The sequence below is a fragment of the Mycobacterium sp. NGS66 genome (assembly GCF_059812225.1).
Genome location: NZ_JCALCG010000009.1, coordinates 42,708 through 69,043, shown reverse-complemented (window position 1 = coordinate 69,043; position 26,336 = coordinate 42,708). Strand labels below are relative to the sequence as shown.

The window sequence follows — 26,336 nt, the reverse complement described above, 5'->3', positions numbered from 1 at the left end:
TTCCTCAGGCGTACAGCTTTTCGATGACGTGTGCGTACTTCTCGGCGATCGCCTTGCGTTTGAGCTTCATGGTGGGAGTTATCTCGTCGCCGCCGGGTTCCCATGAGAATGGCAGGATTTCGTAGCGTTTGACCTGCTCGACGCGGGACAGCTTGGCGTTCCCGGCCTCGATAGCCGCCTTCACTTCGGCTTGCACCGCGGGGTCGTTCGCCAGCACCTCAGGCGATGAATCGGCAATGCCGTGCTGCCCGGCGAAGTCCACCGCGACCTCTGGGTCGAGCACCACCAATGCCGTGTTGTACGGGCGGCCGTCGCCGATTACCGCGACGCCACCGATCAATGGACAGTCGCTTTTCACGGCATTTTCGATATTGGTCGGCGACATGTTCTTCCCGGCGGCGTTGATGATCAACTCCTTCTTGCGGTCGACGATCCTGATGTAGCCCTGGTCGTCGATCTCGGCGATGTCGCCCGAGTGCAGCCACCCCTCGTTGTCGACTGCCTCGGCGGTACGCTTCGGGTCGCCGCGGTAGCCCTTCATGACCGTTCGACCACGCACCAGAAGTTCGCCGTCGGCCGCTGTTTTCACCTCTATGCCGGGTAGCGGTACGCCGACCGTGCCGACCCTGACCTCATCGAGCGGATTGGCCAGGGCGCAACCGCATTCCGACATGCCCCATACCTCGCTGATCCGCAAGCCCAGCGCCATGAAGAACTCGAGAGTCTCCTCGGGGATCGCCGCCGATCCTGACATCGCCCACCGCATGTGATCCAGGCCAAGCTGCGCCCTTACTTTGGCTAGCACGGTGGCATCGCTTACTTGCCAGGCGGCCTTGCGGATCGGATCGAGATCTCGGCCGTCCTCGAGCGCCCAGAGCCTGCGATACGCCAGATCCATCGCGCGCGAGTACACCCGGCGCTTGACCATGCTGGTCTCCGCCGCGACGGCAGCGTCGATCTTGGCCTTCATCTTCTCCCACACCCGCGGAACCGCACCGAAGATCGTCGGACGCACCTGCGCCAGCACATCGGCGAGCGCGCCCATGTCGGCGATGGTCGTGACCTGCGCACCGTAAACCATTGCAGCGTAATGGGATATCAGGCGCTCGGCGATGTGCGCCATCGGTAGGTAGGACACGACCCGGTCGCCCCGCACGATGTCCAGCCGTGACGTGAAGGCCTCCAATTGGGCCAGCACGTTGGCGTGGGTGATCTCCACCCCCTTCGGTGCACCCGTAGTCCCTGAGGTATAGATGAGCGTGGCGACGTCGTCGGGTTCGACAGCGCGCCAGGTGGCGGCGAAGTCAAAGTCGTGGTCGGGATGCAGCTCATCGAGCGCAGCGTCCTCTAGGCACAGAACATGTTCGAGGCTGCCCGCCTTGAGGATGGGCTCGGCGAACTGCTTTTCGCACACCACGACGCGCGGTGCAGCGTGCTCGAGCACGTGTGCGATCTGAGGCTGCGACGCGCTGTTATAGATCGAGAAGGTGGCGGCCCCCAGGTGAAGCACGGCCGTGTCCACAAGGTGGAACTCGGCCCGGTTGCCCATCATCAGCCCGACGGTGTCACCGCGCCGCACCCCCAGCGCCGCGAGGCCTCCCGCGATCTGTTGGATGCGCTCGGCATATTCCCGCCAAGTGAATCGGTTATCCGTGCCGGCGGCCTGCAAGGCTGCGGCGGTGGGTTCGACCGTGGCGGTGCGCTGGAATGCCGCACACAGGGTCGACGGTTTGGCCATCAGAAATTCTCCGATTCAGGAGAGCCGGCTACCGGCTAGCGTACATATTGTCATACATAGTGTTCGATTCTAGGCGGGTTGTCAATGCTGAGCGGTGCTGAGCCGCTACTTGAATCCTTCATCAGACGCGAACATACTGTACGACAGGTCGTCTACTACGGTGTGATCACGGAGCAGTGAGCGAGGAGGCGCGCGTGCCGGATCCAACTACTGCCGCCGCCCGTGGCCGACCGATGCGGGCCGTCATCCGCGACTGTCGGCTGATTGTCAACGATGTTCGGCACCTCGCGGCGGCAGCAATGCCCCAGTGGAACCATGGGCTTCCGCGTCGCGGCACCTCCCCTCCACTTCCGCCCGGTCGCTTCGCGGAATTGCCGCAGCGCGGACGGTTTTTCGTTCGGACCTGCGACGGACCAAGCGGCGCCCTACCGGTAGTCCTGATGCACGGGTGGGGGCTCACCGCCGACTTCAACTTCTTCCCGCTCTACCAGGCGCTGTCGCATAGCCACCCGGTGATCGCTTTCGATGCCCGTTTCCATGGCCGTAGCGTGCGGCCCGCCGGCGGATTCCGCGTCGAGGACTCCGCCGACGACGCTGTGGCGCTGCTCGACCTGCTCGGCGTTGAACGCGCGATCGTCTGTGGCTATTCACTGGGCGGCGTCACCGCGGTGATGACGACACTGCGCCATCCGGACCGAGTCGCCGGCGTTGTGCCACAGGCCGCCGCCGCGTACTACCTGGGGCTGGCCCGGGACGCGGCGATATTCGGATTCCTGCGCCTAGTGACGCCGCTGGCGGGTGATGGGCCGTTCGGGCGCACGATGATGGCACGCTACGGCGCACCCGCTGCGCGGCGCGATCCGCAGCTGGCGGCACATTGGCCCTGGATTCTGAGCGAGCTGCAACGCAATTCGGCACGCGACGTGGTCACCGTCGCGGCAGCGACACGTACCGGCGACCTTCGGGAGATGCTCACTCAAGCCTTGCCGGTGCCGGCCGCCTATGTGCTCACCACACGTGATCGGATCTGCCGACCGCCGCTCCAGCGTGGGCTTGCCACGTTGATTGACGCGCACGTCATCCAGTTAGCGGCCGACCACGATGCGCCACTCGCGGCGAGAGACGCCTACGTGACGGCAACCCTCGATGCGATCCATGACGTGGCGCGGCGTGCGGCCGGCCCCTGCACTACCAGCTAGGAGGCCGCGCGAACGCCGCGCTCGGGAATGCGCCCGTACCGAGCGAGCCAGCCGGACCTGGCCAGTGACCTGGCCAGCCGGGCGTCGTCACGCGGCGACCCGTGGAAGATGTGGTCGAGTATCGCCCCGTCGATCAGCCGAATCACGGTAGCCGCGGCATATTCCACGTCGACGTCGGGTGGGATCAGTCCCTCCTCCTGCTCGGCCTTCATCCGCGCTGTCGTGGTCGCGGTATATTCAGCTATGCGCTTGCGCCACAATCCATTTGCCATCTCGTCGTAGGACGAAACCTCCGCCAGCGCCCGCAACACCGCGCCGTGATTGCGATAGGCCTTGATCATGCCGCGGATCGTCTTTTCGGCCGGTTCGGGACCCACCGTGTGATCCAGATGCCACCAGACCTCTGCCGACGCCCTGACGTCGTCCAACGCGCGTTCGGCGAGCTGAGCGAGCAGAGCCGACTTGTCGGCGAAGTGGACATAGAACGTCGACCGGGACACGTCGGCTTCGGCCAGCAAGCGCTCCACCGGGATCTCGGTGAAGCGTTCACCGCCACGCAACAAGGACTCAGCGGCTTCGACGATCCGTTGGGCCGCGGCGGATCTGCGCTCCCGATGGGCGCCCTTACTACGGGTTACCGATGCCATGCTGAAAAGGTTACCGCGGCTGAACTCCATTTTCGAACATTGCGTTCGACAATTCGTCCTTGACACCATGCCTAAAATCGAACACACTGTTCGACAGACCGTACATCCGTTTCGGTCGGGTTCACGAGATCGAGGTTCGATGGCGACCGGGATACGCGCAAGAAAGACCGCCGACGCGGTCATCCACGTCCGTCGGCCCGCGGACGGAACCACGCTTGAAGACATTCCCGTCGACTCGCCGGCGCGAGTGCAGCAGGTGGCCGCGGCGCTGCGTGCCGCCCAGCCCGAGTGGGAGGCGCTGGGAGTCAACGGCCGCACCAAATACCTGGAGAAGCTGCGGGATTGGCTGCTGGACAACCAGAATCGGGTTGCTGATCTGATGCAGGCCGAAGCCGGCAAGGTGCGCGCCGAGGCGACGCTCGAGCTGAGCTGGGTGCTTGACATCATCAACACCTATGCCGCGACCGCACCCAAGCTGTTGGCCGACCACCCGGTGCGGCCTCATCTGAGGTTCCTGGCGGCGAAGAAATTCACCATCGTGCGCCGGCCCTACCCGCTCGTAGGGGTCATCGGCCCGTGGAACTTCCCGATCGTGCTCTGTCTGGGCGACGGCCTGCCAGCCCTGTTCGCGGGCGCGGCGGTTTTGCTCAAGCCCTCCGAGGTCACCCCGGTCGCGGTGCGCGAGATCGTGCGCGCATGGAAGGAAGATATCGGGGCCCCACCGGTGCTTGACATCGTGATGGGTGCCGGTGAGACCGGGACGGCGTTGATCGACGCCGTGGATTTCGTGCAGTTCACCGGCTCGGTGCGCACCGGTCAACTGGTGGGTGAGCGGGCGATGAGATCGATGATTCCGTGCAGCCTGGAACTCGGCGGCAAGGATCCGTTCGTCGTACTCGCCGACTCTGACGTCAACCGCGCCGCCAACTGCGTGGTGGTGGGCGGCTTCGGCAACAACGGCCAGGTGTGCATCGCGACCGAACGCGTCTACGTCGAGGCGCCGATCTACGACGAGTTCGTCGACAAGGTGGTCGCCAAGGTCAAGTCGCTCAAGCAGGGGGTCGACGGGCCCCGGATCGGCGCCGACGTCGGTGCGATGACCGCCCCCGGGCAGATCGGGATCGTCGAGACCCATGTCGCCGACGCGGTAGCCAAGGGCGCCAAGGTGCTCACCGGAGGCAATCGGGTTGACCGCGAAGGCGATTGGTACGAGCCCACCGTGCTTGTCGATGTCGACCACTCGATGAAGATCATGGTCGAGGAGACGTTCGGGCCGGTGCTGCCGATCATGCGGGTCACCGACGAGCAGCAGGCCATCCGGATGGCTAATGACTCCGAATTCGGGCTTGCGGCAACGGTATTCTCCGGCGACGTCAGGCGTGGCGAACGGGTGGCGCGGCAAATCGATGCCGGCACGGTGAACGTGAACGACTATGCGATCGCCACCATGTGCCTCGACGTGCCGATGGGTGGCTGGAAGAAGTCGGGACTCGGCGGTGCTCGCTCCGGTGAACACGGGTTGCTCAAATACACCCGGGAGAAGACGATTTCCAGTCCGCGTATCCCCACGTTGGCCAGCGAACCCTGGTGGTTCCCCTACACACCGACCAAGCAAAGTCTTGTCGCTAAGGCGTTGCGTTTCAGCCATGCTCGCGGCCTGCGCCGCTTGGGCATCACGAGAGGACAACGATGACCGACAACGCCGCAATCGGCCGCAAGTACGTGGAGGCAATTTCCGCGCGAGACCTGGAAACCGCAGGCGCGCTATGGATGCCTGGTGGCATCGACCGCCTCGTCGGTATTGCCGAGCTGCGCGCTCCCAGCGAAGTGGTCGAGTACTTCAAGGAGTTCTTCAAGGCCGTTCCCGATCTGCGGGGTGAGGTTATTTCCGTCACCGCCGATGACCAAGGAGCCGTTGTGCTATGGCGGATGCGCGGGACGTTCAACGGCAGGGGCACACTGATCGGTCTGGCTCCCAACGGCCGCCCGTTCGACATCCTCGGCGTCGACGTACTCGAAATCCGAAACGGGAAGATCGTTTCGAACACCTCGATATCCAACGCCCTCGAATTCGCCCGGCAGCTGGCCATTATGCCGCCGCAGGGATCGCTAGCCGAACGAGTCATGTTTGGCCTCGCCAACTCCGTTGCGCCGCTGGCGAGGGTGATTCGCGCCCGGAAAACCAAGTAAAGGACGGTAATTCGATGGCAAGTCACACTCTGACCGGACGTAAGGTCGCAATCACCGGTGGCGCCCGCGGCATCGGCAGGGCCACTGCCGAGGCGTTCATAGCTGCCGGCGCGCGGGTCACGATCGGCGATATCGACGCGGTGCTGGCCAAACAAACCGCGGACGAAATCGGTGCCTTGGGCTTTGGTCTCGATGTCACCGACTCGGCGAGCTTCTCGGCCTTCCTCGACGCAGCAGCCGGCGAGCTCGGTGGGCTGGACGTAGTGGTCAACAATGCAGGAATCATGCCGACCGGCGCGTTCGTCGACGAACCCGAGGCCGTTTCGGACCGTCAGATCGACATCAACCTGCGTGGCGTGGTCATCGGATCCAAGCTTGCTGCAACACGTTTCATTGCGCAGGGCAGCGGTCACATCGTCAACATCGCGTCCCTGGCCGGCATCGTCGCCGCCCCTGGGGTCGCAGTGTATTGCGCTACAAAGGCGGCGGTCGTAGCACTCGGTGATGCGCTCAACCAAGAATTGCCGCCCTTCGGCGTTCAGGTCAGCACGGTTGCCCCGTCCCTGACCCGCACCGAGTTGGTCAGCGGTATCTCGACCAACAAGTTGACCGACAAACTCGCCACGATCGATCCTGAGGATGTGGCGGCCACGATCGTGCGCAAGGTGGCGTCGGGCCGTGGCGGCCTCGCCCCCGTGCCCGGCGCGATGGGCAGCGTCATGAAGACGACGACCGCGCTGCCGGAACGCGTCCGCAATCCGCTCTACAAGGCGCTCGGCCTGCACGCGAGCCTGCACAGCGATGAGGCAGCGCGCAAAGCGTACGTCGAACGCATCACCACAGCGAAGCGGCAAGACTAAAAGGTAATCCGTTGCCGTCGGCGCAAAGCGTTGCACCCCACATCCGCCGGTTGTGGGCCGACCGAGCAACCTATTCCGTCCGGGGCGGGTCATCTGCGCCTCGGATTCAACACAACGGGGGTTGAACCTCATGGCGCAAGAAAAGGGGACACGCACATGCACAACGGCAAGGCAACCCACCAGGACCGGAGCGCTCAGCGAGCGCACGACGCGCAGTTGCTCAAGGAGTCCGGCGTACACAAGCTCGCAATTACCGATCGTGACGGCAATTGCTTGGCATACCTATTGGCGTGGGACAGTTTTGGATACGACGCGGACACCGATACCTATGTCTGCCTGGCCGATCCCGACGGCGGCGAGGTCATGACGATCTACACCCAAGGTGAGGTCAAGCCGGACGGCGCCACTGATCGGTGGGTGGTGACCGCGCCGGGTAGCTCTCATGTGGCCCGCAAACCAGCTGCGCATCGGAGCCGGCCCACGTGGTCGCCCGGCGCCGGGTTCGCCCCGGCGTTGACCGAACCCGGTGTCACGTCAAACGGATTCCCGGGCTGATCGAATTCACCATTCGGGCTTGGCAATTGACGATCCTGGATGGCCGTGAGTCCTGGTCGCCAGGGGCCTGTGTGACAGCCGATCAACGCCGGTGGTTGTCAGATCCGTAGCGCCCTAGGCGCTTTCCCGCGCATCCGCGTCGGCCGACACGATCTTTGCCACCAATTTGCCACCACGGGTGACTTCGATGGTCTCTCCGGCGGCAACCCGGTCGAAGTAGCCTCCAGCGCGCTTTCGCAGGTCATCGAGCTCGCAAACACCCGCATCGACGGATCGCAGCATCGGCGCTTGGGTACCGTCGTCAGCCGCAACGATCCGGGCCACCAAGAGACCGCGCCAGACGACCTCGATCGGCTCGCCGCCTGCGACACGATCAAATAATCGCCCTGCGCGCGTTCGCAGGTCGTGAAGCCCGCACATTCCCGCGTCGACCGATCGCAGGATCGGCGGCTCCTTGGGACCACCGTCGATGGGGACGATACGAGCCGACAGCCGGCCGCGACGGATCACCTCGATGGCCTCTCCTGCCACCACGCGATCGAAATACGCACAAGCGTGGTTGCGCAGTTGACTCAGGCCAATCACGTCCGGCATTCCACCACTATGACTGTACGTACGGTCAGTATCAATACGCGAAAGCCCCACCTCTCGACCAGCAGCTTCTGCCGCGATGTGGAGCTGCCGTCGCTGCACCCGATGGCTAACTCTTCCTTGTCCAGCAAGCTAATACAACTCTGTGAGCACACCGGCAAACTCACGTGACAGCCGCAAATCCAGCAGAATTATTCGGGCCGCAACCGGCGTCCGGGTAGTAGCATATCCAGGGTGATAACTGTACGTGCGGTCAGTCTCATGCGTGGCGGTCTCGTGGGACCAGCGGACGAGCCCGGCCTTGACGCCCAGCCCGGTGCGTGCCGGTCGTCATGGCGGTCAGCCACCTTCAAACCGAGCGATGCAGGCGGTTAGGCGGTGAAGGGATGGGGGCTGAGGGTCTGCGGATCGACGTTCGTGCGCGGATTGCCGAAATCATGACGGTTATTGCTGACGAAGCTGCGAAAGCGACGCGAGCGGTTCGCAGCATTCAGTCCATTGCTTCCTTCGATCCCGCCGGCCTGGTCGATATGGCAGAGCAGGCGGTGGACACGTATCTCAAGGCAGCAACTTGGACCGAACGGCAGATCTTCGGGCTGATCCGGTCGCGGATCGGCGCCACCTCCCCTGCTGCGGCGCCGCCACCGCCACCGTCGGCGCCTGCGGTCGAGGACCCCGAGAGCCTCGACGCCAAGATGCACCACCTGCTCGAGCGCGCCGTCGGACAGAACACCGCCTCGAGCCGCCAGGAGCTTTTCCACAAAATCCTCGACCAAATCGTGCCCGACGAGGCACGCATCATCAGCGCGCTCTCCGACGGTTCGGCATCCCCACTGCTGAACGTCTACGCCCGTACCCGCGCCGGGCTGGTGGGTGAGGTGGTGCTGGAGAACATGTCGTTGATCGGCAAGACCGCCAACCTCGCGTTACCCCACTTGACCCCCACCTATGTCAGCCATCTGCTGTCACTCGGACTGGTGGAGACCGGACCGGAGGACGCTGGGCTGAAGGACGACTACGAGATCCTCGCCGCCGACACTGCCGTGTTGCGGGCCATCAAAAGCGCCGGCCGCGGTCCGATTCCGGCCCCGGTCGAGAAGTACACCTTGCGGTTGTCCGGGCTTGGCCTCGAACTGTGGGCCGCGGCGAGCGCACCACGGGAGCGGTAGTGATTTCCGTTGTCGCGTGGGCGCATTCGTGGGGCCAGCTCGCAGCCGACGTCAAACTGAACTGGTTCATTTACCTGTCCATGCCGCTGGTGGCCGCCTTCGTCGGGTACACCACCAAGCTCGTCGCGCTGCAAATGCTCTACCGCCCAATCGAATTCGTCGGGATCGGGCCCATCGGGTGGCAGGGCGTGGTTCCGCGCCGCGCCGGAAAGACTGCGGCGCTGACCATCCAGATGCTCACCGACAAGCTGCTCAAGCCCGAGGAGATCCTGGACAAGATCGACGCCAAGCAGGCGGTGGAGGATCTTCGCGAGCCGCTCACCCGCACCGTCGACGCCATGGCGCGCGACATCGCCGAGCAGGTGCGCCCCGGTCTGTGGGACTCGATACCGGCCGCCGGCCGCAACGCCGTGCTGTCGCGCGTGCATGCCGCGGCCCCCGGCGTGGTCGACAATCTTCTCGCCGAAATGAGGTCGGATCTGCCGCGGTTCGTCGACCTGCAGTACCTCGCGATCACCACCTTGGTCAAGAACAAGGCACAGCTCAATGAGTTGATGAAGGGTATGGGCGGGGCGGCGATGAAGTTCATTCGTCGCAGCGGGATCTATTTCGGCTTGGTGATCGGCGCCGTGCAGATGGTGGCCTGGGGCGTGCTGCACAACCCGTGGATCATGCCGGGGTTTGGTTTCGTCACCGGTTTCGCCAGCGACTGGCTGGCGTTGAACCTGATCTTCATTCCGCGCGAGCCGAAGAAGCTGTTGGGTTTCATACCGGTGCACGGTGTGCTGCACGCCGAGCGCGAAAACGTGACTCGCGACTATGCGCGGCTGCTGGCCAACGACTTGTTCTCGGCCGATGTGCTGCTCGAAGCGATCCTGCACGGCCCGACCTCCGAACGGCTCTTCGCGGCTATCGAGAAAGAAGTCTCGGCGGCACTCGACGAGCAGGCCGGGGTGGCGCGGCCGCTGATCACGCTGGCGATCGGCACCAAGCGTTATCGGCAGGCGAAGGACACTGTTGTGCGGATGCTGCTTGATCGCCTACCGGAAACGATGGCCGAAGCCAAGGACTACACCGCCAAAACCCTGGACATCGAAAACCTGATCGTCGAGAAGATGAACGGGCTCACGCCAGATGAGTACGAGTCCATCCTGCGGCCGGTCTTCAAGGATGACGAGATGCTGATGGTCATGGTCGGCGCCATCCTCGGCCTCCTGGTAGGTGAGCTGCAGGTGGTGCTCGTCGAACACCTCTCCCGCTAGTTCGGATCACCCGTCAACCGGCCCGGCTTGGCGCACCAGGGGTCAGCGGACTGGCGCCAGCATGGCCTTCCATCCGTCGTCTCCGGTGTGCCCTGAGTTCTCCACGGTGTACCGGACGCCGTCTGGCGTCACCACCTCGCCGCTTTGTGGCAGATAGATTGCCGGCGGACCGGCGTTGGGCGTGTATACGCACGGGTTGGGCTGTTGCCCGTTGCACTGCACCGTGCCCGATCCCGGCCGCTGCAGCGGATCGCTCACCGGTGGCGGTGTCCCGGCTACCTGGTCGGCCGGCGCCGGGTTCAGGCCGTTGTTCACCGGCGGCGCCGGTATGACCAGTCCCGGCTTCACCGGCTGATCGCACCGCGCACCGGGAGCCGGACAGGTGAGCAGCTGGTTCGGTTCGCCGTACCAGGGGTTGGTGCCCAACGGAACGTATGGGTCTTTGCTGCGGCACTCCCCCGGTGTGGCGGCGCGCTTGCCGGGAAAGTCCATACAGGGGAAGTTGCGTGCCCCGCGCACGTATCCGGGGGTTTCTTTCGGAATCTTGCAGTACAGCGTGTTGGGGGGCACCGGGCCGGGTCGTGTGTCGGCCGGGGAGCGCCATTGGGAGGGCGGCAAGAAGCCGGTAAAGCAGGGCGGCGGCTGATTGACCGTCAGGTTGAAGTCCAGCGCGACCCGGCCGGGAAACCCGACAAGAACGGTCTTTTCGGCTGAGGCGGCCTCCGGCAGGAGCGTCAAGCCCTGCTCGAGGGCCTTGTGGTAGCGCTTGGCCAGGTCGAGCACGATCTCGAGGTTCGCCAAGGTCTGGGGCAGCGACTGGCGGACGTCGCTGAACACCTCGGTGACCTGGTCGGCGGTGGGGGCCAGCTGGGACAGGATGCTTCTCAGCGTCCGGTCCCGCTCAGCGGTTTGGGCAGCCAAGAGATTCAGGTTATGGGCCCACCGCTCGATGGCGTCACCGGAGTTCACCTGGCTGTCGAGGATCGGCGCCGAATGCTGGATGATGTCGTTGACGTCCCCCAGGTTGGTCCTGAAGTCACCCACCAAAGCCTGGGTCGAGTTGACCAGCCTTTGTAGCGCGGGCCCCAGGCCGCCGACCGCTTGGGCTGTCTCGTCGAGCAGCGTGGCGATCTTGTCCCTGGGCAATGCCGCCAGGCCGCGGTTGGCGGCATCAAGCGCCGGCCCGATGTCGCTGGGTACGGTGCCCTTGGTGATGGTCTGTCCCGGTGAGAAAAACGCCCCGGGATTTCCGGCTGACACCAGGTCCAGATACTGCTCGCCAACCGCCGACACCGAGTGGACGTTGGCTGTCGCGTCGATCGGAATCTTGTATTTGCTGTCGATACTCAGGGTTGCCCGCGCACCGGTCTCGGTCGGCTGGATGTTGGTCACCTTGCCGATGGTGATACCGCGGTAGGTGACGTTGGAGGTCCGGTACAGCCCACCGGAGGCGGGCAGATCAGCGTTCAACGTGTACTGGCCGACGCCCATCAAGGTAGGGATGCGCAGGTAATACCAGCCCAGCACGACCACCGCGATCACGGTCAAGACGGAAAACAGTATCAGCTGCCTGCGGATGAACGCGGTGATCATCGCTCATTCACCCCGTTCCACCGGGGCATCGGCCGGATTCGGGTTGTAGCGCACGTCCGGAATCATCGTGCCTGGGTCGCGACCCCAGGATTGTTCCAGCGCACGCAACGCCCCGGAGAAACCGGTCCCGGTCAGAAACCCGTTGTCGATTGCGCTCAACGTCAGGTCGAACGTCGCGGAGCCGTTGGCGAAATCGCCACGCACCAGCTTGCCTGCACTGTCGACGGTGAAGGGCTGGGTGAATATCCATTTCAGCCCGGGAACCAAATACGGCGCGGCAAGGCCGATCTGTTTGAGCGGACGCAACAACAGCCGCAGGTTCTGGTCCAAATTGGCGCGTGCGGCCGACACCGTCGTGTCGGTGGCGGCGCTGATCCTTCCCGCTGCCTCGACCGCCTGGACGAACAACTCGCGCGTATCCGCGAAATGCTTTATCAGCGGCGGGAATTCGGTCAGCACCCGGTCCAGGGTGTCGTTCCTGCGCGCAACGTAGGTCAGCAGACGATTCGTCGAATCAATCGCGCGGGTGACGTCGTCGCGTTGCTGGTTCAACTGGTCGGTGAAGGTGTCCAACTTGGACAAAAAATGCCGAATCTGGTCGGCGCGGCCGGTGAGGATGTTGTAGGCCTCGTTTTGAATGACCTCCAGGTTGGGGATGCCGCCGCCGGTCAGCACTAACGAGAGGCTGGCCAGGGTGCGTTCCACGGTGGGATACGCCGACGAATTCTTCAGCGGGATGGTGTCGCCGTTCTTCAACGGCTCCGGGGACGGGTCGGGCGGAGGGGCCAGCTCAATATGCTGAGTCCCCAGCAGGCTGGTCAGACCGATCTTGGCGGTGGCGTTCTTCGGTAACCGAACGTCCTTGTCCAGATTGAGCGTCAGGGTGGCGGTCCAATTCTTCATGTTGATCGCGCGCACCCGGCCGACGAAAACATCGGCCACCAGCACTCGGCTGTTGCCGTTGAGCGCCAGCGTGTCCGGCATCTGGACATAGACCGTGTAGGCGCCGGGTCCGGTACCCGGACCACCGGGAACTGGCACGTTGGCGATTCCGCGCCATTCGCACGAGGTCAGGATCAATGCCGCAAACAGGAGAACCAGTCCCCGCCAAGCCCAGCAACGGGCACCACCCACCGCCAGCCCCGAAACCTGTTGGCTCGGCTCACTTCTCGCGCGCAACGCGCTCGTCGCACGCCTCGGAACCTGTTGGCTCGGCTCACTTCTCGCGCGCAACGCGCTCGTCGCACGCCTCGGAACCTGTTGGCTCGGCTCACTTCTCGCGCGCAACGCGCTCGTCGCACGCCTCACCGGCCCGGCCCCGTCGGTGCGGGCGCTTCAGCGGCGAGCGGCGCCTCAGCCGGCGGACCTGGGGGGCCCGGCGCCGGTGAGGGCAGGGGTTGCGGATACCACGGCGGCGGCAACGGATTGTTCTGGTCGTAGGCATTGGGCGGTCCGGCCAGGTTCGGCGCCGGCGGCGGCGGCGCAGCATCGGGTCCGCCCATGAGTTCGGCCAGCGAATCCGGCGTCAACAAGTTCTGCGTGAACGGCTGGACTTGCGCGCCCTGCATGCCGGGTCCGACGATCCAGCCCGCTTCGTGGTTGCCGTGCGAGAGCATCGTGTCGGGGGCGAAGATGCCGGGCACCGTGGTGTCCTTGTATCCCGGTGGCGGTCGCAGCCGCTCCTCGGAGTAGGCGACGTACTTGGGCAAAGTGCTGGCCGTTGAGAACAAGTTCAGGCCGAACGGCGGGTAGTTGAACTTGATCGCGTCGAGCACCGGCGCGAGGTACTGGGCACACAGCTCGGCGGATTCTTGATAACCGAGCCGGCTCGAGGCCTGAATGCTGCTGCAGAGGAACTGCATTGGGTTCGCGAAGTTGATGACCGCGGGAGCGCCGGTTAGCGCGCCGTGCGTCGGTTCGTAGATACCGAGGACGTTGCTGGCCGTATTCGGCAACACATGCAGGAGGGTCTCCAATGAATCGAACGGGGCCGGTTGCACGAGGGTGTTGGTCACGTCGGCCAGGTTGTTGACGTCGTGGGCCAGGACCTCGCGGTTCTCGGCGAAGAACTTGCGGGCCGTGCGGAGTAGTTCGTCGGTCTGCTGCAGCGCGTCGGCCAGCCCATGGGTGGAGTGGGTGAAACTGTTGGTGAGCTGGGCCAGGTTCTTGTTCAGCGCGACGAACTGCTGGTCGTCTTGATGCAGCGCGTTGACGAACAGCGCCAAGCTGCGCAACACGGCGAAGAAGTCGCCGCGGCCTTCGTTGAGGGCGGTCAATGCCTGCGACAGATTGTTCAGCGTGGTGTTGATCTGCTTACCCTTGCCGGCCAGTCCGTCGGCGAACGACTCGACAACGTCGCCGAAGGGGCCCTTGGGCTGATCGGGTGTCGGGCCGAGTTTGTCGATGATGTTGGTGATGCTGTTGCGCACCGAGTCCCACTCCGTCGGCACCTGCGTGCGATTGATCGGGATCGTCGCGTGATCGGCCAACACCGGGCCGCCTTTGTAGGGCGGTGTCAGCACGATGCTGCGGGAGGCCACCAGGGTGGGGTTGACGATCACCGCTGACGCGTCGGCGGGCACTTTGTACTTATTGCTGTAGTGGAAGGTCACTTTCATCTTGTCGCCGGACGGCTCGATGTTGTCGATCGCACCGACCTTCACGCCCATGATCTCGACCTTGTCCCCGGCATACAGCGCGTTTGCCTCCGCGAAGTAGGCGACCACAGTGTTGGTCGTCAGCTTGGTGAAGAGCTCCCGGCCGATGAACAGGGCGACCAGACCCAGCACCACCACGAGCGATCCGACGACTATCGACGCCCGCGACATGTTCGGCAGCCGCAGGCTGCGGATATCGAAGATGGTGCTCATTGGCTGCTACCTCCCGTTCCACCTGGCGTGATGAACGGAGCCGGCAGCTGCGGTCCGGGTCCCGGCGGCGCCGGTGGTGCCGGCGGAAGCCCGGGCGCGATGGTTGACGGCGGCGCAGTGGGACCGGGCGGTGCCAGATTTTCACTACGTGCGCCGGGTGGCGCGTTGGGCGGCAGCGGCACTGGGGTGCCCGGCAGGTTTGGCGGCGCAGCGCCCGGCCGCCCGGCGATCGGGATCCCCGGTGTCGGGGGCAGCCCATCGGGGTTCGGCGGCGACGTCATGACATCGGTCGGCGGCACATAGCCGGGTGCTCCGAAGGGGTTGTCGCCGAACGGGCCGATGCTCAGCCCGGCGCACGGCAGTGGGTTCCAGGGCCGCGGGAGGCCGTCGGCCGCCGGGGTGTACGAGCATGGCGATCCTGGCGGCACCGCCGGGCCGGGATGATCCGGGGTCCCCTCCAGTACCGGCGGCGCGGGCGGCGGCGCGCCGTTGGGGAACCGGGTGCCATTGGGGTCGGGGAACCGGAACGCCGGCAGTCCCGCACCGCGCCAGAAGTTTTCCGGATCGATGCCGCGCTTCTTGAACGCCGCATCCACCCACGGCTGCAGAATCTGATACGGCAGCAGGTTGACAATCATCGCCTTGAGATACGGGCCCGACGCGCTGGCCTCGGCCAGCCCGGTGACGTAGTTTTTGCCGGCGGCCAAAAAGGTGACCAGGTCGTTGCGGTGTTTGTCCAGCAGGTCGCTGACCGTGCGCAGTTGCTCGAGCACCTGATGCAGGTTCGGGTTGTCGTTGATTAGCCCTTGCACCTGCGCCGAGAACTTGGACACATTGTCGAGCAGCGCGTCGATCGCGCGGCTGCGTTCGTTGACGGCGGCCAGCAGAGTGTTGGCGTTGACGAACAGGGTGTTGACCTGCTGGCTGCGTTCGCCAAGGACACTGGCCACCTGATTGGCTTGGGCGAGCAGGTGTTTGATCTGTTCGTCGCGTTTGCCGATGGTGTCGGAGAACTTGGCCACGCCGTCCAGGGCGGCACTCAGGTGCGGGTAGGTTTGGTTGATGGTCTGCGACAACACATTCAGCGATCGCTTCACCGAGTCGATGTCCCAGCCCGAGGCCGCCGTGGTGACGTCGAAGAATGCGTCGTAGATCTGGTACGGGGTGGTGCTTTGGCCTAGCGGCAGTACACCGTTGGGGCGTAGCGTTCGGTTGCCTCGCGGCTCGATCTCGAGCACCTTCTTGCCCAGGATGGTGTCGGTCTTGATCGCGAGTCGGCTTTCGGTGCCAATTGTGTTGGTGCCCATGGAGAACTTCATGACCACGTGATCACCGTCGATCGCGATAGCCTCGACCTTCCCGACATCCATGCCGGCGATGCGTACTTTGTCGCCCTTGTTCAGTTGACCGGTGTCGGCGAATTGGGCGTAATAGGTGGGCTGGGCGAACAACATCGGCACGCTAGTGAACGTTTGGCCCACAGCGACGACGAGCGCCACCACCACAATGGCCATCAGTCCGACCCGGACCCGGTTAGGAGGCTCCAGCGTTCTCATTGGGGCGTGCACCTACCCGTGGGCTGCTGCGTGAGCCTGACTGTGCGGACCGGGCCGCCGGGCTGCAGACCGTTCAGCTTCAGCGTGATGTCGCATAGATACAAGTTGGCGAAATCACCGTAGGTACCCACGACGCGGGCGATGGATTGTTCAACTATTGGAAGCTTCGTCAACAGATTGTCAAGATCGCTGCGCTGGTCGACCAGCGGCTGGAGCACGCCTTGCAGGCGAGCGATGTCGTCCTTGAGGACCGGCCGGTCGTCGGCCAGCAGGTCGCCCACGCTTCCACCGGCGTTGCTGATCCGCGCGGTGGCCTCAGCCAGCGGGTCGGCGTGGTTACGCAGTCCGGTGATGAGAATCTCGAAATTGTTGACGGTTTGGTCGAAGTCGTTGCGGTGCCGAACCGTCGTGTCCAGCACGGTGTCCAGGTTGTTGATCACCTCGCCGATTGCTTGATCGCGTTCGGCGATGTGGGCGGTCAGTTGCGCGGTTTGGTCAAGGATGTCGTTGATGGTGCCGCCTTGACCCTGGAAGACGGTGACGATCGATGACGCAATGGCGTTGACCTTGTGTGGATCCAGCGCCCGAAACAACGGTTTGAAACCACCGATCAAGGCGTCGAGATCCAATGCGGGTTGGGTACGGGAGAGCGGGATGAATCCACCCGGCGGCAGGATTCGGTCAGCGCCCTCGCCCTCGCCGCGCTTGAGTTCCACGTAGCGGTTACCGATCAGGTCGGCGTAGCGGATGTATGCGGTCGTCGACTGATACAGCGGCAGTGAGCGCTCGACATCGAAGTCCACCGCGACCCGTTTGCCGCCGTCGACGAGGCGTATCTTCTTGACCTTGCCGACCTCGACCCCCGAGGCCCGCACGAACTGACCGTTGCGCAGCCCGCTGGCCGTGCTGAACTCCGCGGAGTAGGTGTAGGAGCGATCGAAGCGGATCTGACCGAACACGACGATGATCGTCGCGGTGATCAGCAGCAGCACCAAGGAGAAGATGCCGAGTTTGATGGCTGTGCCGGTGATTTTCATGGGTTGATCGTGTTCTCCCCCATTTGCCGACCCCAGACGTATTCGATGGCCCAGGGTGAGCCGATTTCGAAGTGGTTGTACGGAGCGATGCTGTTGCCGGTGTCGGCCACCAGATACGGCGCCGGCCACAGGTCACGCGTGATCGGTTGCCAGCACCCTGGGCGGCCGCCCGGGCCGCCCTTGGCGTTCATCCGCGGCAGGTTGTCCGGGTAGACGTACGGGTTCTCCGCGCCCAGGATCTCGACCGTGGCAAGCAACGAATATCCGTTGGCGCCCCCGACGGGACCGTTCGCGCTCTGCCCGACGTCGGCGAAATTGCGTATGGTGCAGAGCAATTCGGGACTGTAGTAGTCGAGGAGCCGGGCGGTCGGTACCAAGTCTGCGGCCCCGCGCACCAGATAGGGCCCGCCGCGCTCGATGACGTCCCCGCCGGTATTGCCGAACCCGACCGCCGCCAACAACGCGGCATCCAAGTCGTTCTGCTGACCGGTCAGGGTGCGCGCCGTGGTCACGGCATTGTTGAGAAAGTCCCACAGGTCGGGCGATGCGTTGGCGTAGATATCGCCCAGATTCGCCAATTGCCGTATGTCATAGCGAATCTTGGGCATCTGCGGATTGATGTCGTCGAGTATCGTGTTCCCGTTCACCAGCGAAGCGCCGAACTTGTCGCCCAATCCGGTCAACGCTTGGGCGGTGGCACTCAACGTCAGGTTCACCTTGACCGGATCCAGCTTCTCGGCAATCCCGCTGATCGTCTGCAACAAGGCATTGACCTCCGTCGTCACCGACCTCGCATCAATCACGTGCTGCGGCGTGATCCGTTGCGCAGTGGGATGTTTCGGAGTGGTGAATGACACGTACTTGCCGCCAAACACCGTGGTGGCCTTGATATTTGCGTCGACATTGGCCGGGATCAGCTTGAGATAGCGGGGGTAGACATCCAACAGGAACTTCGCCGCCGGCTGGCCGTCCTTCTTGACCTCGGAAATGCCTGCCACCCGGCCGATCTCCACCCCGTTGTAGGTGACCTTCGAACCGGCATCCATCACCAGGCCCGACCGCGGCGCCAGCATCGTCAACGTGGTCGTCGGGATAAATTCGCCTCGAAACTGCTTGTACACCAAGGCAAATACCAGCGCCCCCACCAACAGCAAGATGGCGCCCTCGACCTTGTAGTGCGGTGTGCGGGGCTTGTTCTCCTTGCCCGGTCGCTGCGTCGTCATGGCGGTTACACCGTGAGGTTGAAGTTCGGATTGACGCCGTAGAGCGCCAAAGCGGCCATCAGCGCGACGATCTGTACCGAAACCAGCGAGAAACGCATCGATCGGCCGACCGCCTCACCGACCCCAACCGGACCGCCGCTGGCGGTGTAGCCGTAATAGCAGTGGCTGATCATCACGACTACGGAGATGACGATGACCTCCGCGAACGACCAGCCCACGTCTTCGGGGCGAAGGAATGTCCGAAAGTAGTGCTCGTAGGTGCCGCTTGACTGTCCGTACAGCACGGTCGTGACCACCCGCGGGGACAAGAACGCCATGATCAGACCCATCGCATACAGTGGGGTGATCGCCGCCAGGCCGGCGATGATCCGGGTGGACGTCAGGTACGAAATCGATTTGATGCCCATGACTTCCAGCGCGTCGATCTCCTCGCTGATCCGCATGGCACCCAGCTCAGCGGTGGCGCCGGCACCCACCGTGGCCGCCAGCGCGATGCCGCTCACCACAGGTCCCCCGATGCGGACGTTCACGAGGGCGGCAAAGAAACCGGTGAACGACTCGACACCGATATTGCCGAGCGACGCGAAGCCCTGGATCGCGATCAACGACCCGGTGGACAGTGTGACGAAACTGATAATCGCGATAGTGCCGCCGATCACCGCCATCGCACCGGTGCCCATGCCAATCTGGGCGATCAGCCGCAGCGTCTCCGTGCGGTAGTTGCGCAACGCGTGCCAGATCTGTCCGATGCTGATCCGCGTGAACGACGCCAGCTGCCCAGCCTCGGCGAGTCCGCGGCCGGCGGCACCGCCGTAGCGCTGAAGGTTGGCGGCGGTCCGGGGATAGCGGGCACGTAGGACGGTGGCGGTCATGTCAGTGTCCTGTTCCGAACCGCACACCGATGGTGGTCAGCACCACGTTCACCGCGAACAGCGCAAGCACGCACAACACCACCGTTTCGTTGACCGCCACACCCAGTCCCTTAGACCCACCGCGAACGGTCAGCCCGCGATAGCAGCCGACCAAGCCGGCGATCAGCCCGAACACCGCGGACTTGACTATCGCGATGACCACCTCCGGAAGGCCGGTGATGGTAGTCAGCGTTGCAAGGTAGGCCCCGCCGGACACATGCTGCAGATAAACACCGAAGAGGAAGCCGCCGACTAGGCCGACGGCGATCACCAAGGCGTTCAGCAACGTGGCGACCATGGTTGCGGCGAGCACGCGAGGCACCACCAGCCGGTGAATGGGGTCGATGCCGAGGACCTCCATGGCGTCGATCTCCTCGCGGATGGTGCGTGCGCCCAGGTCGGCGCAGATGGCAGTCGAGCCCGCACCGGCCACCACCAGCACCGTGGTCAGCGGACCGAGCTGGGTCACCGCGCCGAGCGCGGCACCCGCTCCCGAGAGGTCGGCGGCGCCGAACTGAGCCAGCAGGATGTTGAGCGTGAAGATGATGAGGATGGTCAGCGGTATGGACACCGCAACCGTCGGCATGATGGCGACCCGCACGATGAACCAGCCCTGCAAGATGAACTCGCGCCACTGAAATGGGCTGCGGAACAACGCCTTAGCCGCCAGTACACACATCCGGGCGAAGCCACCGACCGCCGTCAGGGCCGGCGTCGCCTGAGCCCTCAGGCGGCTGGTCAGCGCTGCCGATGTGCTCACCCCCGCACCGCCGCTGCGAACCTGGAAGCACGCTCATCACGTCGCAGCCGACCAGTGTCATCTCTGCGAAGCCGCGGCTTGGCGGTCGTCATGTCGAGGCTGGTCCTTTCTCCGTGCGCGAAACGCAGCTTACAACGAGACTGACCGGTCGTACAGTCAAATAGGGCGCTCGTTTGTAACATTTGAGTGAGCCAGCGTGGGGATGCTGGCCGACGCAGGCCCCGTGAGAGAGGGGGTGTGGCCAGCGGATTCGGGGTGCAATTCGAGATATCTGCGTCGGCATGCCGGACGGGGCTGGTCTCGCGTGAGGCGGTTTTTACTAACCGTACGTACAGTTAGCACACGAATGGTTTACGCCCGTGCCTATTTGGCGCGAGGACAAAGTTCGCATTGCTCGCATTCGGAATCGTGAAGCTACGCGCAGAGTCGAAGCCTCGCTACCGCGTCAACGATCGGTGGTATCCACCACGGCCGCAAGGCATTCCCGTACCGCAGTTACCACCTCGCCGCGCGGGTCGGTCCATCGGTTGAGACCGAGCCTATCGAGCAGGAGGCCGCCAAGGACCACGTCGACGAAGGCGGCGCCCACCTCTTCCGGTTTGCGAGGACCATCCGGGTCGAACCACACCCACATCCATTGCACGGCTCCCCAGAGCTGTAGCGCGGCCAGTTCGACATCGACGCTGCGAAACACGCCGGCGTCGATAGCGCTGCGCAATTCGGCAGTGATGAGCCCATGTAGTTCACCGCGAAGCTTGTGGACTTCACGCATATGCGGATCATCGGTCAATTGAACAACTTCGCGCTGGCTGGCCACCGCCGCGTCACGCCGGATCACTTGCATGAATATCAAGGCGTAGATGATTGCGGCGATGCGTTCTTGCGGGGCACTGAATCGTTCCCACAGTTTGCGGGTCACTTCGAGTTGGTGGCGCAGGTGGTTCTCCTCGAATTCGCGAAGCATCTGCGCTTTGCTGCCGAAGTGGTGAACGATGGTGCCCTTCGACATACCCAGCTCGTTGGCGATATCGCCCATGTTGGCTCTGTCGTAGCCTCGCTCGGCGACGTGGCGGATGAACGCATCGAGGATCTCCGCCCGCCGGCCTACAGATCTTGGCATGTAACCTCCGCACTCCATAACCGTACGAGCGGTCAATCTAGTCCACATGTGTGCGATGAGGACATAGCCGCCGTCGCAGCGGCGCCATCGTGAGCAGATTCCCGCCATATCGTCGGCGCTCTGAATTGCACTGATGCTGTCTGAGCCACCAGAGCGCCGATCCCGGCCCCTTTTCTTCGCCACTCCCATCTCCCGACGGTGGATCGGATCATCAAGCGGTCGCGGCGCTTGGATGTCGCCGGGGCGGCCCAGGCCGGACGTCGAAACGTCATCATGACCGTTCGAGTGCCGCGGCAGCTCGGCGACGCAATTCGTCCGGTTGCCACCCAGTTGCCGATGTTGTATTTAGCAATTGACATTCACTGCTGCCCGGGTTGTGATGTGGCCAGACTGCTTGCTGGACCGCCGCATGCTTCAGGCGAGGACAACCCCGAATGGCGGGAAGCAGCGGAATTCGTAACCGGCCACTCGGGACAACTCCTATGCTGACCGAATGACAGATTTGGCGCACACTTTCACGGGCGTATTCCAGCGGCCTAGCACGGTCGAGTGGACCTGGCCGGTGGCAGGGGCGGATCACTTATTAGGGGTTTTCCTTCCCCGTCAGCCCGACGAGCCGCATTGCGATGTCTTGAGCCACTTCACAAGCAGCGACAACAACGTTCAGCACGTCGTCCATGCGGCGCGCGCCTCAATACGCTGTGGCTGCAGTCGATGATTGGCCGCCACGGAAAGCAACCGAGCTGGCCGAAGCTCGCCGAGGTCACCGAGGAAGGCCCCAGGAGGTTAGATGCCAACCCGATACGGATATTCAGCTCAGAAGGACAACTACGCCAAGCGGCTGCGCCGCATCGAAGGTCAGGTCCGCGGCATCGCCAAGATGATCGAGGAAGACAAGTACTGCATCGATGTACTCACCCAGATCAGCGCCGTCAACAGTGCCATGCGCGCGGTGGCACTGAACCTGCTCGATGAGCACTTGGATCATTGCATATCGCGCGCGGTCGCCGAGGGCGGCGACGAGGCTCAGACCAAGCTGGCTGAAGCTTCCGCCGCCATCGCGCGCCTCGTACGCTCATGATCGCGACGGCCTAATTGGGGTAACAGCTGGGCCGGACTTGACCGCGCCCCGCAAGCCAGTTCCCAGCGCGAAGCAAACGGATTGATACCCCATAGGGGTACTTGCGAATGCGATGCATGCACGCTATCGTCATGCGGGGGTGTGGATACCCCTATAGGGTATGGGTGAAGGGAGAACTGGTGGCTGCGGGGACATCTGAGTGGTATTTGCGTGGCGATTGGTTCGATGTGTGCAGTTGCAAACTGCCGTGCCCGTGCAGCTTTGCGCAAGAACCGACCCACGGAGATTGCCTCTTTACCTTGGTGTGGCACATCCGTGAAGGACACTTCGGTGATGTCGACCTGACTGGACTGAGCGTGATCTCGCTCGGCGAATTCGCCGGCAACATGTGGGTCAGCGATCCCAACGCGAAGATGAGACTGATGTTTTACATCGACTCCAACGCCGACGCTGATCAGCGGGCTGCGCTCGAACAGATCTTTACCGGCAAGGAGGGCGGCTGGCCCGGTGAATTCGCCAGCTTGATCCAGGAATTGCGCGGCATCGAATACGCCCCGGTCACATTTGACGCTGCCGAAGACCTCGCCTACTGGCGCGCCGAGATTCCCGGCAAAGTCGATTTGCGCGTCGAGGCGTTGACCGGGCCTACCGCAGATCCAAACCGACGGGTGACGACCGTCAACGCGCCGGGAGCAGAGGTGGGGCCCGGTCAGATCGCCACCTGGGGAGTGGTCAAACGCGACCATGCAGTCGGATTCGACTGGTCTCATGAGCATCGGGGCCAGTCCAGTAAACACTTCTCGTTTGACTGGCGACAGCACACGGCCAGCACCGGCACCAGTCAGATGATGTCCGGCATCCGAAGCGAGGGAACACAATGCCGGTACTACCACGTGAAGCGCTCTCCACCGGTGGCGTGACCACTTCGAGACCTCGGTGCGCTGATGCGCCGCACCGCGTCGCTGCCTCAACCGACTGGTCGATGCGGCGTACGAGCGACGCGCGATGGCGGTCAGCTCAGCTGTACCCGTAGGGCTACGATGAAAGCATGAGCAAATCCTGGCTACCGCCACAGTTCCGGTGAGCTGCAGCGCCGGTCCGGCCAGCCTCAAGCGAGAGCCACCGTGAACAACTCACTGCCACACGGTGGCGCCGAAGGCGGGCCGCCCGCCCAAGCGCCCCCCATGATTCAGTGTCCGTCCCGTGCGTTGATTAGTGTCTATGACGCCCCGACGCACAAGCCGCTAATTCGCAAGAAGAATTGCAAGTCCCAGTGCAATTCACCTCGGGCGTGGCTTAGCGTCATCGTGCTCTGTTGCAGTAGTACGGCTCCACTATGGTGGTCGGCGCGCAGCGTGACTCGACGAGGTGATGGAACCCATGACCCACGCCCCTGTTGTGAGGCTGACGGATCCCGATTTGCCCGGTTCCACGCTAGCCTGTCCGGCCAGGACTGGGTATCGCTGGCCGGGATGGCCGGGTTTATCCTGCTGCTCAACGTTCTCGGCTGGGGTGTGTTGGCGTTGTTCATCACGCCGCGGCATTATGACCTGGGCCCCTCGGGGGTGTTCGGTGGGGGTCTGGGTGTCACCGCGTTCCTGCTGGGGTCGCGCCACGCCTTCGACGCCGATCACATCGCCGCCATCGACAACACCACCCGCAAGCTGGTCGGGGAGAACCGACGCGCATTGTCGGTGGGGTTCTTTTTTTCCCTGGGCCACTCCACGGTCGTGTTTACCGTTTCGCTGCTGCTGGCCCTGGGAATCCGCGCACTCGCCGGGCAAATCGGGGCCGAGAAAAACAGGTCGGTGTTGCAGGAGAACCTGAGCCTGGTGGGCACTATCGTCTCCGGGACGTTCCTGGTGCTCATCGGGCTGATCAACCTGGTGGCCCTCGCTGGCATCGTCAAAGTGTTCCGCCAGATGCGCGGCGGCGCGCTCGACGAGGCTGAGATGGAACGCCAGCTCAACTCTCGCGGCTTCATGGCCCGCGTCCTCGGGCCGATCATGCGTTCGGTCACCAAGCCCTGGCAGATGTACCCGGTGGGGTTGTTGTTCGGGCTGGGATTCGACACCGCCAGCCAGGTCGCGTTGCTGGTGCTGGCCGCGGGCTCGGCCGCGTTCGCGCTGCCCTGGTACGCGGTGCTGGTCCTGCCGATCCTCTTTGCGGCCGGGATGTGCTTCTTCGACACCCTCGACGGGGTGTTCATGTCCCGCGCCTACGGCTGGGCGTTCCTTAAACCCGTCCGCAAGGTGTTCTACAACCTGACCATCACTGCGCTGTCGGTGGCGATCGCCTTGATCATCGGACTTATCGAGCTCTTCGGACTGCTCGCCGAGAAGCTCGGCATCGACTCCGGTTTCCTGGGCTGGGTCGCATCCCTTGAACTCGGCGCCATCGGCTATACCGTCGTCGGCCTCTTCCTCGTCACCTGGCTGATCGCGCTGACGGTCTGGCGCTTCGGGCGCATCGAAGAACGCTGGCGTGCCCCACGAACAACAACAGCGGACTAAACACGCCGGGCCCGTGCACTTCCCTAAATCGTTGGGCGTTAAGGGATGTGGGAGCGGACGGTCATCATTCCGCGCATGTCCGGCATGTTCGCCCAACTCTGCACCGACCTGCCGTGGACGCAAAAGCTGTCGAGGTATGGCGGGTGTGTGGACTCCGAAGAATGCTCAGCGTCTCTGGCGCTGCGGGACGGCGGCCCGGCACCAGCGCGCCGCGCCGTCGAGTGGTACCGCGGCCACCAGCGATTGCACACTGGGGATCCGGTGGCCATGGCCGCCGACGCTCTGGCCGCCCACCGCGCCGATGTCTCGGCGGGCAAGGATGTGCTACTGGCGTGCGAATCCACCGAGATGGCCGATCTGGCAGCTCGTCGGCTGTCACAGCAAAGACCTGGCCGCGGAGGTGCATGACCGAGCACGGTCGCACGGTACTGAGCAGACAGCATCACCTGAAGCTGCGGCCAAACGCCGTCAGGCCGATGCTTTGCGCGCGCGTTGATGCAGGCGTTGCCAGCGCAGTTTGCGGCTCAAGCCCAACGGGCTGGGCGTGCACGTGTTCGTCGCGGATTTCGCGCGCTCGAAATCTCGCCGTCGCCCCGGCCGACGGACGGCTTCGCGCCGTCCAGGGCGTCGCTCGGTCGGTGACACCATGACCGACTCAACGGGGAGGGAGTGTCAGCGCCAGTGCGAGGGCGCTGGACCCGCTGAAGGGCGCGGGTGCGGTACCAGGGTGTTACCCGATACTACGAAGTCGGTGTTGCCGACGGTAACGTTGTCACCGTCGCGCAACAATGCACGAGTGATCGGTACGCCGTTGACGAATGTGCCGTTGCGGCTATTTACGTCACGGATCTCCAGACCCGCGGGGTTCGGCACCAGCAGCGCGTGCATGCGTGATACCCACGCATCCTCGACGACGAGGTGATTGGTCATGGCGCGACCGATCGTCCCCCCGACGAATGGCGGTGGGGGCGAGAGACGCATCGTGTCGCCGACACGTTCGAAGTCCGGTTCGCCCCGACGCGGCTCGATCAAGGCGAATCGGGTCGTGCTGGGCGTCTCAAGGCGCGGCGTGCGTGTCGAGGTGGGTGTGAACTCCAGGCTGGGCGGGTTGCCGGGGGTGGACGGTTCGGTAAAGGTGCCGACCCGGAACATCAACCGCGGCCCGTGCGGACCACCGAGCGTGATGTTTTGCCGGTCACGGATGACCAATGCGCCGACGCGAGTACCGCCGACGAAAACGCCGTTTCGGCTGGTGTCGACTACCTGCCAGTGCGTGCCGTCGAAGCGCAAGATCGCATGCCTGCGCGATATCAGTTCGCGGGCCGGGCCGCCGGACACACAGATGTCGCAATCGCGGTCGCGGCCCACGGTGACATCACCGGCGTGGAAGGTGTACATCGCCGCACCGAGCCAGACAGTCAGCCGGGAGGGGCTGCCCTCGCTCACGTTTCTTAGGCCATG

24 protein-coding genes are annotated in these 26,336 nt (G+C 63.9%); 11 read left to right on the top strand and 13 right to left on the bottom strand.

Features of this window, described 5'->3' with window-relative positions; genetic code table 11:
- Nucleotides 1-4: 4 nt before the first annotated feature.
- Complete coding sequence (locus AC5Y2L_RS17245; RefSeq protein WP_499937056.1) at nucleotides 5-1,738, bottom strand: AMP-binding protein; 1,734 nt, start codon at nucleotides 1,736-1,738, stop codon at nucleotides 5-7.
- A gap of 194 nt (nucleotides 1,739-1,932) precedes the next feature.
- Here AC5Y2L_RS17245 and AC5Y2L_RS17240 point away from each other — a divergent pair, with 194 nt between their 5' ends.
- The gene (locus AC5Y2L_RS17240) at nucleotides 1,933-2,937 is read left to right on the top strand and encodes an alpha/beta fold hydrolase (protein ID WP_499937058.1); all 1,005 of its coding nucleotides are present in this window, start codon (nucleotides 1,933-1,935) and stop codon (nucleotides 2,935-2,937) included.
- Here AC5Y2L_RS17240 and AC5Y2L_RS17235 read toward each other — a convergent pair.
- Complete coding sequence (locus AC5Y2L_RS17235) at nucleotides 2,934-3,584, bottom strand: TetR/AcrR family transcriptional regulator (RefSeq protein ID WP_499937059.1); 651 nt, start codon at nucleotides 3,582-3,584, stop codon at nucleotides 2,934-2,936. The two genes, AC5Y2L_RS17240 and AC5Y2L_RS17235, sit on opposite strands and share 4 nt — an antisense overlap.
- A 139-nt stretch (nucleotides 3,585-3,723) precedes the next feature.
- Here AC5Y2L_RS17235 and AC5Y2L_RS17230 point away from each other — a divergent pair, with 139 nt between their 5' ends.
- From AC5Y2L_RS17230 to AC5Y2L_RS17215, 4 genes are all read left to right on the top strand, one after another.
- The gene (locus AC5Y2L_RS17230) at nucleotides 3,724-5,277 is read left to right on the top strand and encodes an aldehyde dehydrogenase family protein (RefSeq protein ID WP_499937060.1); all 1,554 of its coding nucleotides are present in this window, start codon (nucleotides 3,724-3,726) and stop codon (nucleotides 5,275-5,277) included.
- A complete protein-coding gene (locus AC5Y2L_RS17225; protein WP_499937061.1) occupies nucleotides 5,274-5,774 on the top strand; it encodes an ester cyclase in 501 nt (166 codons plus the stop codon). Before AC5Y2L_RS17230 ends, AC5Y2L_RS17225 begins: the two co-directional genes overlap by 4 nt.
- Before the next feature lie 14 nt (nucleotides 5,775-5,788).
- Nucleotides 5,789-6,634 carry an SDR family oxidoreductase gene (locus AC5Y2L_RS17220; protein ID WP_499937063.1) on the top strand — a complete coding sequence of 282 codons (846 nt, stop codon included), beginning with the start codon at nucleotides 5,789-5,791 and terminating at the stop codon, nucleotides 6,632-6,634.
- A 156-nt stretch (nucleotides 6,635-6,790) separates the two neighbouring features.
- The gene (locus tag AC5Y2L_RS17215; RefSeq protein WP_499937064.1) at nucleotides 6,791-7,189 is read left to right on the top strand and encodes a hypothetical protein; all 399 of its coding nucleotides are present in this window, start codon (nucleotides 6,791-6,793) and stop codon (nucleotides 7,187-7,189) included.
- 114 nt (nucleotides 7,190-7,303) lie between these two features.
- On the opposite strand, the gene AC5Y2L_RS17210 is transcribed toward AC5Y2L_RS17215, so the two are convergent.
- Nucleotides 7,304-7,882: a type II toxin-antitoxin system Phd/YefM family antitoxin gene (locus AC5Y2L_RS17210; protein WP_499937066.1), complete on the bottom strand. Its 579-nt coding sequence runs from the start codon at nucleotides 7,880-7,882 to the stop codon at nucleotides 7,304-7,306.
- A gap of 335 nt (nucleotides 7,883-8,217) precedes the next feature.
- Between AC5Y2L_RS17210 and AC5Y2L_RS17205 the strand changes: the two genes are divergently transcribed.
- Nucleotides 8,218-8,949 carry an Abi-alpha family protein gene (locus AC5Y2L_RS17205; RefSeq protein WP_499937067.1) on the top strand — a complete coding sequence of 244 codons (732 nt, stop codon included), beginning with the start codon at nucleotides 8,218-8,220 and terminating at the stop codon, nucleotides 8,947-8,949.
- Nucleotides 8,949-10,211: a DUF445 domain-containing protein gene (locus AC5Y2L_RS17200; RefSeq protein WP_499937068.1), complete on the top strand. Its 1,263-nt coding sequence runs from the start codon at nucleotides 8,949-8,951 to the stop codon at nucleotides 10,209-10,211. The genes AC5Y2L_RS17205 and AC5Y2L_RS17200 overlap by 1 nt, the downstream gene beginning before the upstream one ends.
- Nucleotides 10,212-10,253: 42 nt before the next feature.
- Here the strand turns inward: AC5Y2L_RS17200 and AC5Y2L_RS17195 are convergent, their stop codons facing one another.
- From AC5Y2L_RS17195 to AC5Y2L_RS17155, 9 genes are all read right to left on the bottom strand, one after another.
- Nucleotides 10,254-11,804: a virulence factor Mce family protein gene (locus AC5Y2L_RS17195; RefSeq protein WP_499937069.1), complete on the bottom strand. Its 1,551-nt coding sequence runs from the start codon at nucleotides 11,802-11,804 to the stop codon at nucleotides 10,254-10,256.
- A 3-nt stretch (nucleotides 11,805-11,807) separates the two neighbouring features.
- Entirely contained in the window at nucleotides 11,808-12,944 is a 1,137-nt protein-coding gene (locus AC5Y2L_RS17190; RefSeq protein WP_499937162.1) for an MCE family protein, read from the bottom strand.
- Nucleotides 12,945-13,108: 164 nt separating this feature from the next.
- Complete coding sequence (locus tag AC5Y2L_RS17185; RefSeq protein ID WP_499937071.1) at nucleotides 13,109-14,674, bottom strand: virulence factor Mce family protein; 1,566 nt, start codon at nucleotides 14,672-14,674, stop codon at nucleotides 13,109-13,111.
- Nucleotides 14,671-16,230 (bottom strand): virulence factor Mce family protein, encoded by a 1,560-nt coding sequence (locus AC5Y2L_RS17180; RefSeq protein ID WP_499937072.1) that lies wholly within the window; start codon nucleotides 16,228-16,230, stop codon nucleotides 14,671-14,673. Before AC5Y2L_RS17180 ends, AC5Y2L_RS17185 begins: the two co-directional genes overlap by 4 nt.
- On the bottom strand, nucleotides 16,227-17,267 hold the full coding sequence (locus tag AC5Y2L_RS17175) for a virulence factor Mce family protein (protein WP_499937074.1): 1,041 nt from the start codon (nucleotides 17,265-17,267) through the stop codon (nucleotides 16,227-16,229). Before AC5Y2L_RS17175 ends, AC5Y2L_RS17180 begins: the two co-directional genes overlap by 4 nt.
- Entirely contained in the window at nucleotides 17,264-18,490 is a 1,227-nt protein-coding gene (locus AC5Y2L_RS17170; RefSeq protein WP_499937075.1) for an MCE family protein, read from the bottom strand. The genes AC5Y2L_RS17175 and AC5Y2L_RS17170 overlap by 4 nt, the downstream gene beginning before the upstream one ends.
- Nucleotides 18,491-18,495: 5 nt before the next feature.
- Nucleotides 18,496-19,362, bottom strand: coding sequence for an ABC transporter permease (locus AC5Y2L_RS17165; protein WP_499937076.1), 867 nt, complete (start codon nucleotides 19,360-19,362; stop codon nucleotides 18,496-18,498).
- Nucleotide 19,363: 1 nt separating this feature from the next.
- Nucleotides 19,364-20,080: an MlaE family ABC transporter permease gene (locus AC5Y2L_RS17160; protein ID WP_499937163.1), complete on the bottom strand. Its 717-nt coding sequence runs from the start codon at nucleotides 20,078-20,080 to the stop codon at nucleotides 19,364-19,366.
- Between the two features lie 526 nt (nucleotides 20,081-20,606).
- Nucleotides 20,607-21,281 carry a TetR/AcrR family transcriptional regulator gene (locus tag AC5Y2L_RS17155; protein ID WP_499937078.1) on the bottom strand — a complete coding sequence of 225 codons (675 nt, stop codon included), beginning with the start codon at nucleotides 21,279-21,281 and terminating at the stop codon, nucleotides 20,607-20,609.
- 790 nt (nucleotides 21,282-22,071) lie between these two features.
- Between AC5Y2L_RS17155 and ricR the strand changes: the two genes are divergently transcribed.
- The 4 genes from ricR (at nucleotide 22,072) to AC5Y2L_RS17135 (ending at nucleotide 25,283) form a co-directional block, all read left to right on the top strand.
- Nucleotides 22,072-22,362 (top strand): copper-sensing transcriptional repressor RicR, encoded by a 291-nt coding sequence (gene ricR, locus AC5Y2L_RS17150; RefSeq protein ID WP_499937080.1) that lies wholly within the window; start codon nucleotides 22,072-22,074, stop codon nucleotides 22,360-22,362.
- Between the two features lie 131 nt (nucleotides 22,363-22,493).
- Nucleotides 22,494-23,282, top strand: a complete 789-nt coding sequence (locus tag AC5Y2L_RS17145; RefSeq protein ID WP_499937081.1) for a DUF1326 domain-containing protein — start codon at nucleotides 22,494-22,496, stop codon at nucleotides 23,280-23,282.
- 552 nt (nucleotides 23,283-23,834) lie between these two features.
- The gene (gene nicT / locus AC5Y2L_RS17140) at nucleotides 23,835-24,875 is read left to right on the top strand and encodes a Nickel transporter NicT (RefSeq protein WP_499937083.1); all 1,041 of its coding nucleotides are present in this window, start codon (nucleotides 23,835-23,837) and stop codon (nucleotides 24,873-24,875) included.
- A 75-nt stretch (nucleotides 24,876-24,950) separates the two neighbouring features.
- Nucleotides 24,951-25,283, top strand: a complete 333-nt coding sequence (locus tag AC5Y2L_RS17135) for a hypothetical protein (protein ID WP_499937084.1) — start codon at nucleotides 24,951-24,953, stop codon at nucleotides 25,281-25,283.
- Between the two features lie 264 nt (nucleotides 25,284-25,547).
- Here the strand turns inward: AC5Y2L_RS17135 and AC5Y2L_RS17130 are convergent, their stop codons facing one another.
- Nucleotides 25,548-26,321, bottom strand: a complete 774-nt coding sequence (locus AC5Y2L_RS17130) for an FHA domain-containing protein (RefSeq protein ID WP_499937085.1) — start codon at nucleotides 26,319-26,321, stop codon at nucleotides 25,548-25,550.
- Nucleotides 26,322-26,336: the final 15 nt, after the last annotated feature.

Coding starts and splice junctions, on each gene's coding strand:
- AC5Y2L_RS17245 (WP_499937056.1), bottom strand. CDS start 1,738: ATGGCCAAACCGTCGACCCTGTGTGCGGCATTCCAGCGCACCGCCACG.
- AC5Y2L_RS17235 (WP_499937059.1), bottom strand. CDS start 3,584: ATGGCATCGGTAACCCGTAGTAAGGGCGCCCATCGGGAGCGCAGATCC.
- AC5Y2L_RS17230 (WP_499937060.1), top strand. CDS start 3,724: ATGGCGACCGGGATACGCGCAAGAAAGACCGCCGACGCGGTCATCCAC.
- AC5Y2L_RS17225 (WP_499937061.1), top strand. CDS start 5,274: ATGACCGACAACGCCGCAATCGGCCGCAAGTACGTGGAGGCAATTTCC.
- AC5Y2L_RS17220 (WP_499937063.1), top strand. CDS start 5,789: ATGGCAAGTCACACTCTGACCGGACGTAAGGTCGCAATCACCGGTGGC.
- AC5Y2L_RS17215 (WP_499937064.1), top strand. CDS start 6,791: ATGCACAACGGCAAGGCAACCCACCAGGACCGGAGCGCTCAGCGAGCG.
- AC5Y2L_RS17205 (WP_499937067.1), top strand. CDS start 8,218: ATGACGGTTATTGCTGACGAAGCTGCGAAAGCGACGCGAGCGGTTCGC.
- AC5Y2L_RS17195 (WP_499937069.1), bottom strand. CDS start 11,804: ATGATCACCGCGTTCATCCGCAGGCAGCTGATACTGTTTTCCGTCTTG.
- AC5Y2L_RS17185 (WP_499937071.1), bottom strand. CDS start 14,674: ATGAGCACCATCTTCGATATCCGCAGCCTGCGGCTGCCGAACATGTCG.
- AC5Y2L_RS17180 (WP_499937072.1), bottom strand. CDS start 16,230: ATGAGAACGCTGGAGCCTCCTAACCGGGTCCGGGTCGGACTGATGGCC.
- AC5Y2L_RS17175 (WP_499937074.1), bottom strand. CDS start 17,267: ATGAAAATCACCGGCACAGCCATCAAACTCGGCATCTTCTCCTTGGTG.
- AC5Y2L_RS17170 (WP_499937075.1), bottom strand. CDS start 18,490: ATGACGACGCAGCGACCGGGCAAGGAGAACAAGCCCCGCACACCGCAC.
- AC5Y2L_RS17165 (WP_499937076.1), bottom strand. CDS start 19,362: ATGACCGCCACCGTCCTACGTGCCCGCTATCCCCGGACCGCCGCCAAC.
- AC5Y2L_RS17160 (WP_499937163.1), bottom strand. CDS start 20,080: ATGTGTGTACTGGCGGCTAAGGCGTTGTTCCGCAGCCCATTTCAGTGG.
- AC5Y2L_RS17155 (WP_499937078.1), bottom strand. CDS start 21,281: ATGCCAAGATCTGTAGGCCGGCGGGCGGAGATCCTCGATGCGTTCATC.
- ricR (WP_499937080.1), top strand. CDS start 22,072: ATGCCAACCCGATACGGATATTCAGCTCAGAAGGACAACTACGCCAAG.
- AC5Y2L_RS17145 (WP_499937081.1), top strand. CDS start 22,494: ATGCGGGGGTGTGGATACCCCTATAGGGTATGGGTGAAGGGAGAACTG.
- nicT (WP_499937083.1), top strand. CDS start 23,835: ATGGCCGGGTTTATCCTGCTGCTCAACGTTCTCGGCTGGGGTGTGTTG.
- AC5Y2L_RS17135 (WP_499937084.1), top strand. CDS start 24,951: ATGTCCGGCATGTTCGCCCAACTCTGCACCGACCTGCCGTGGACGCAA.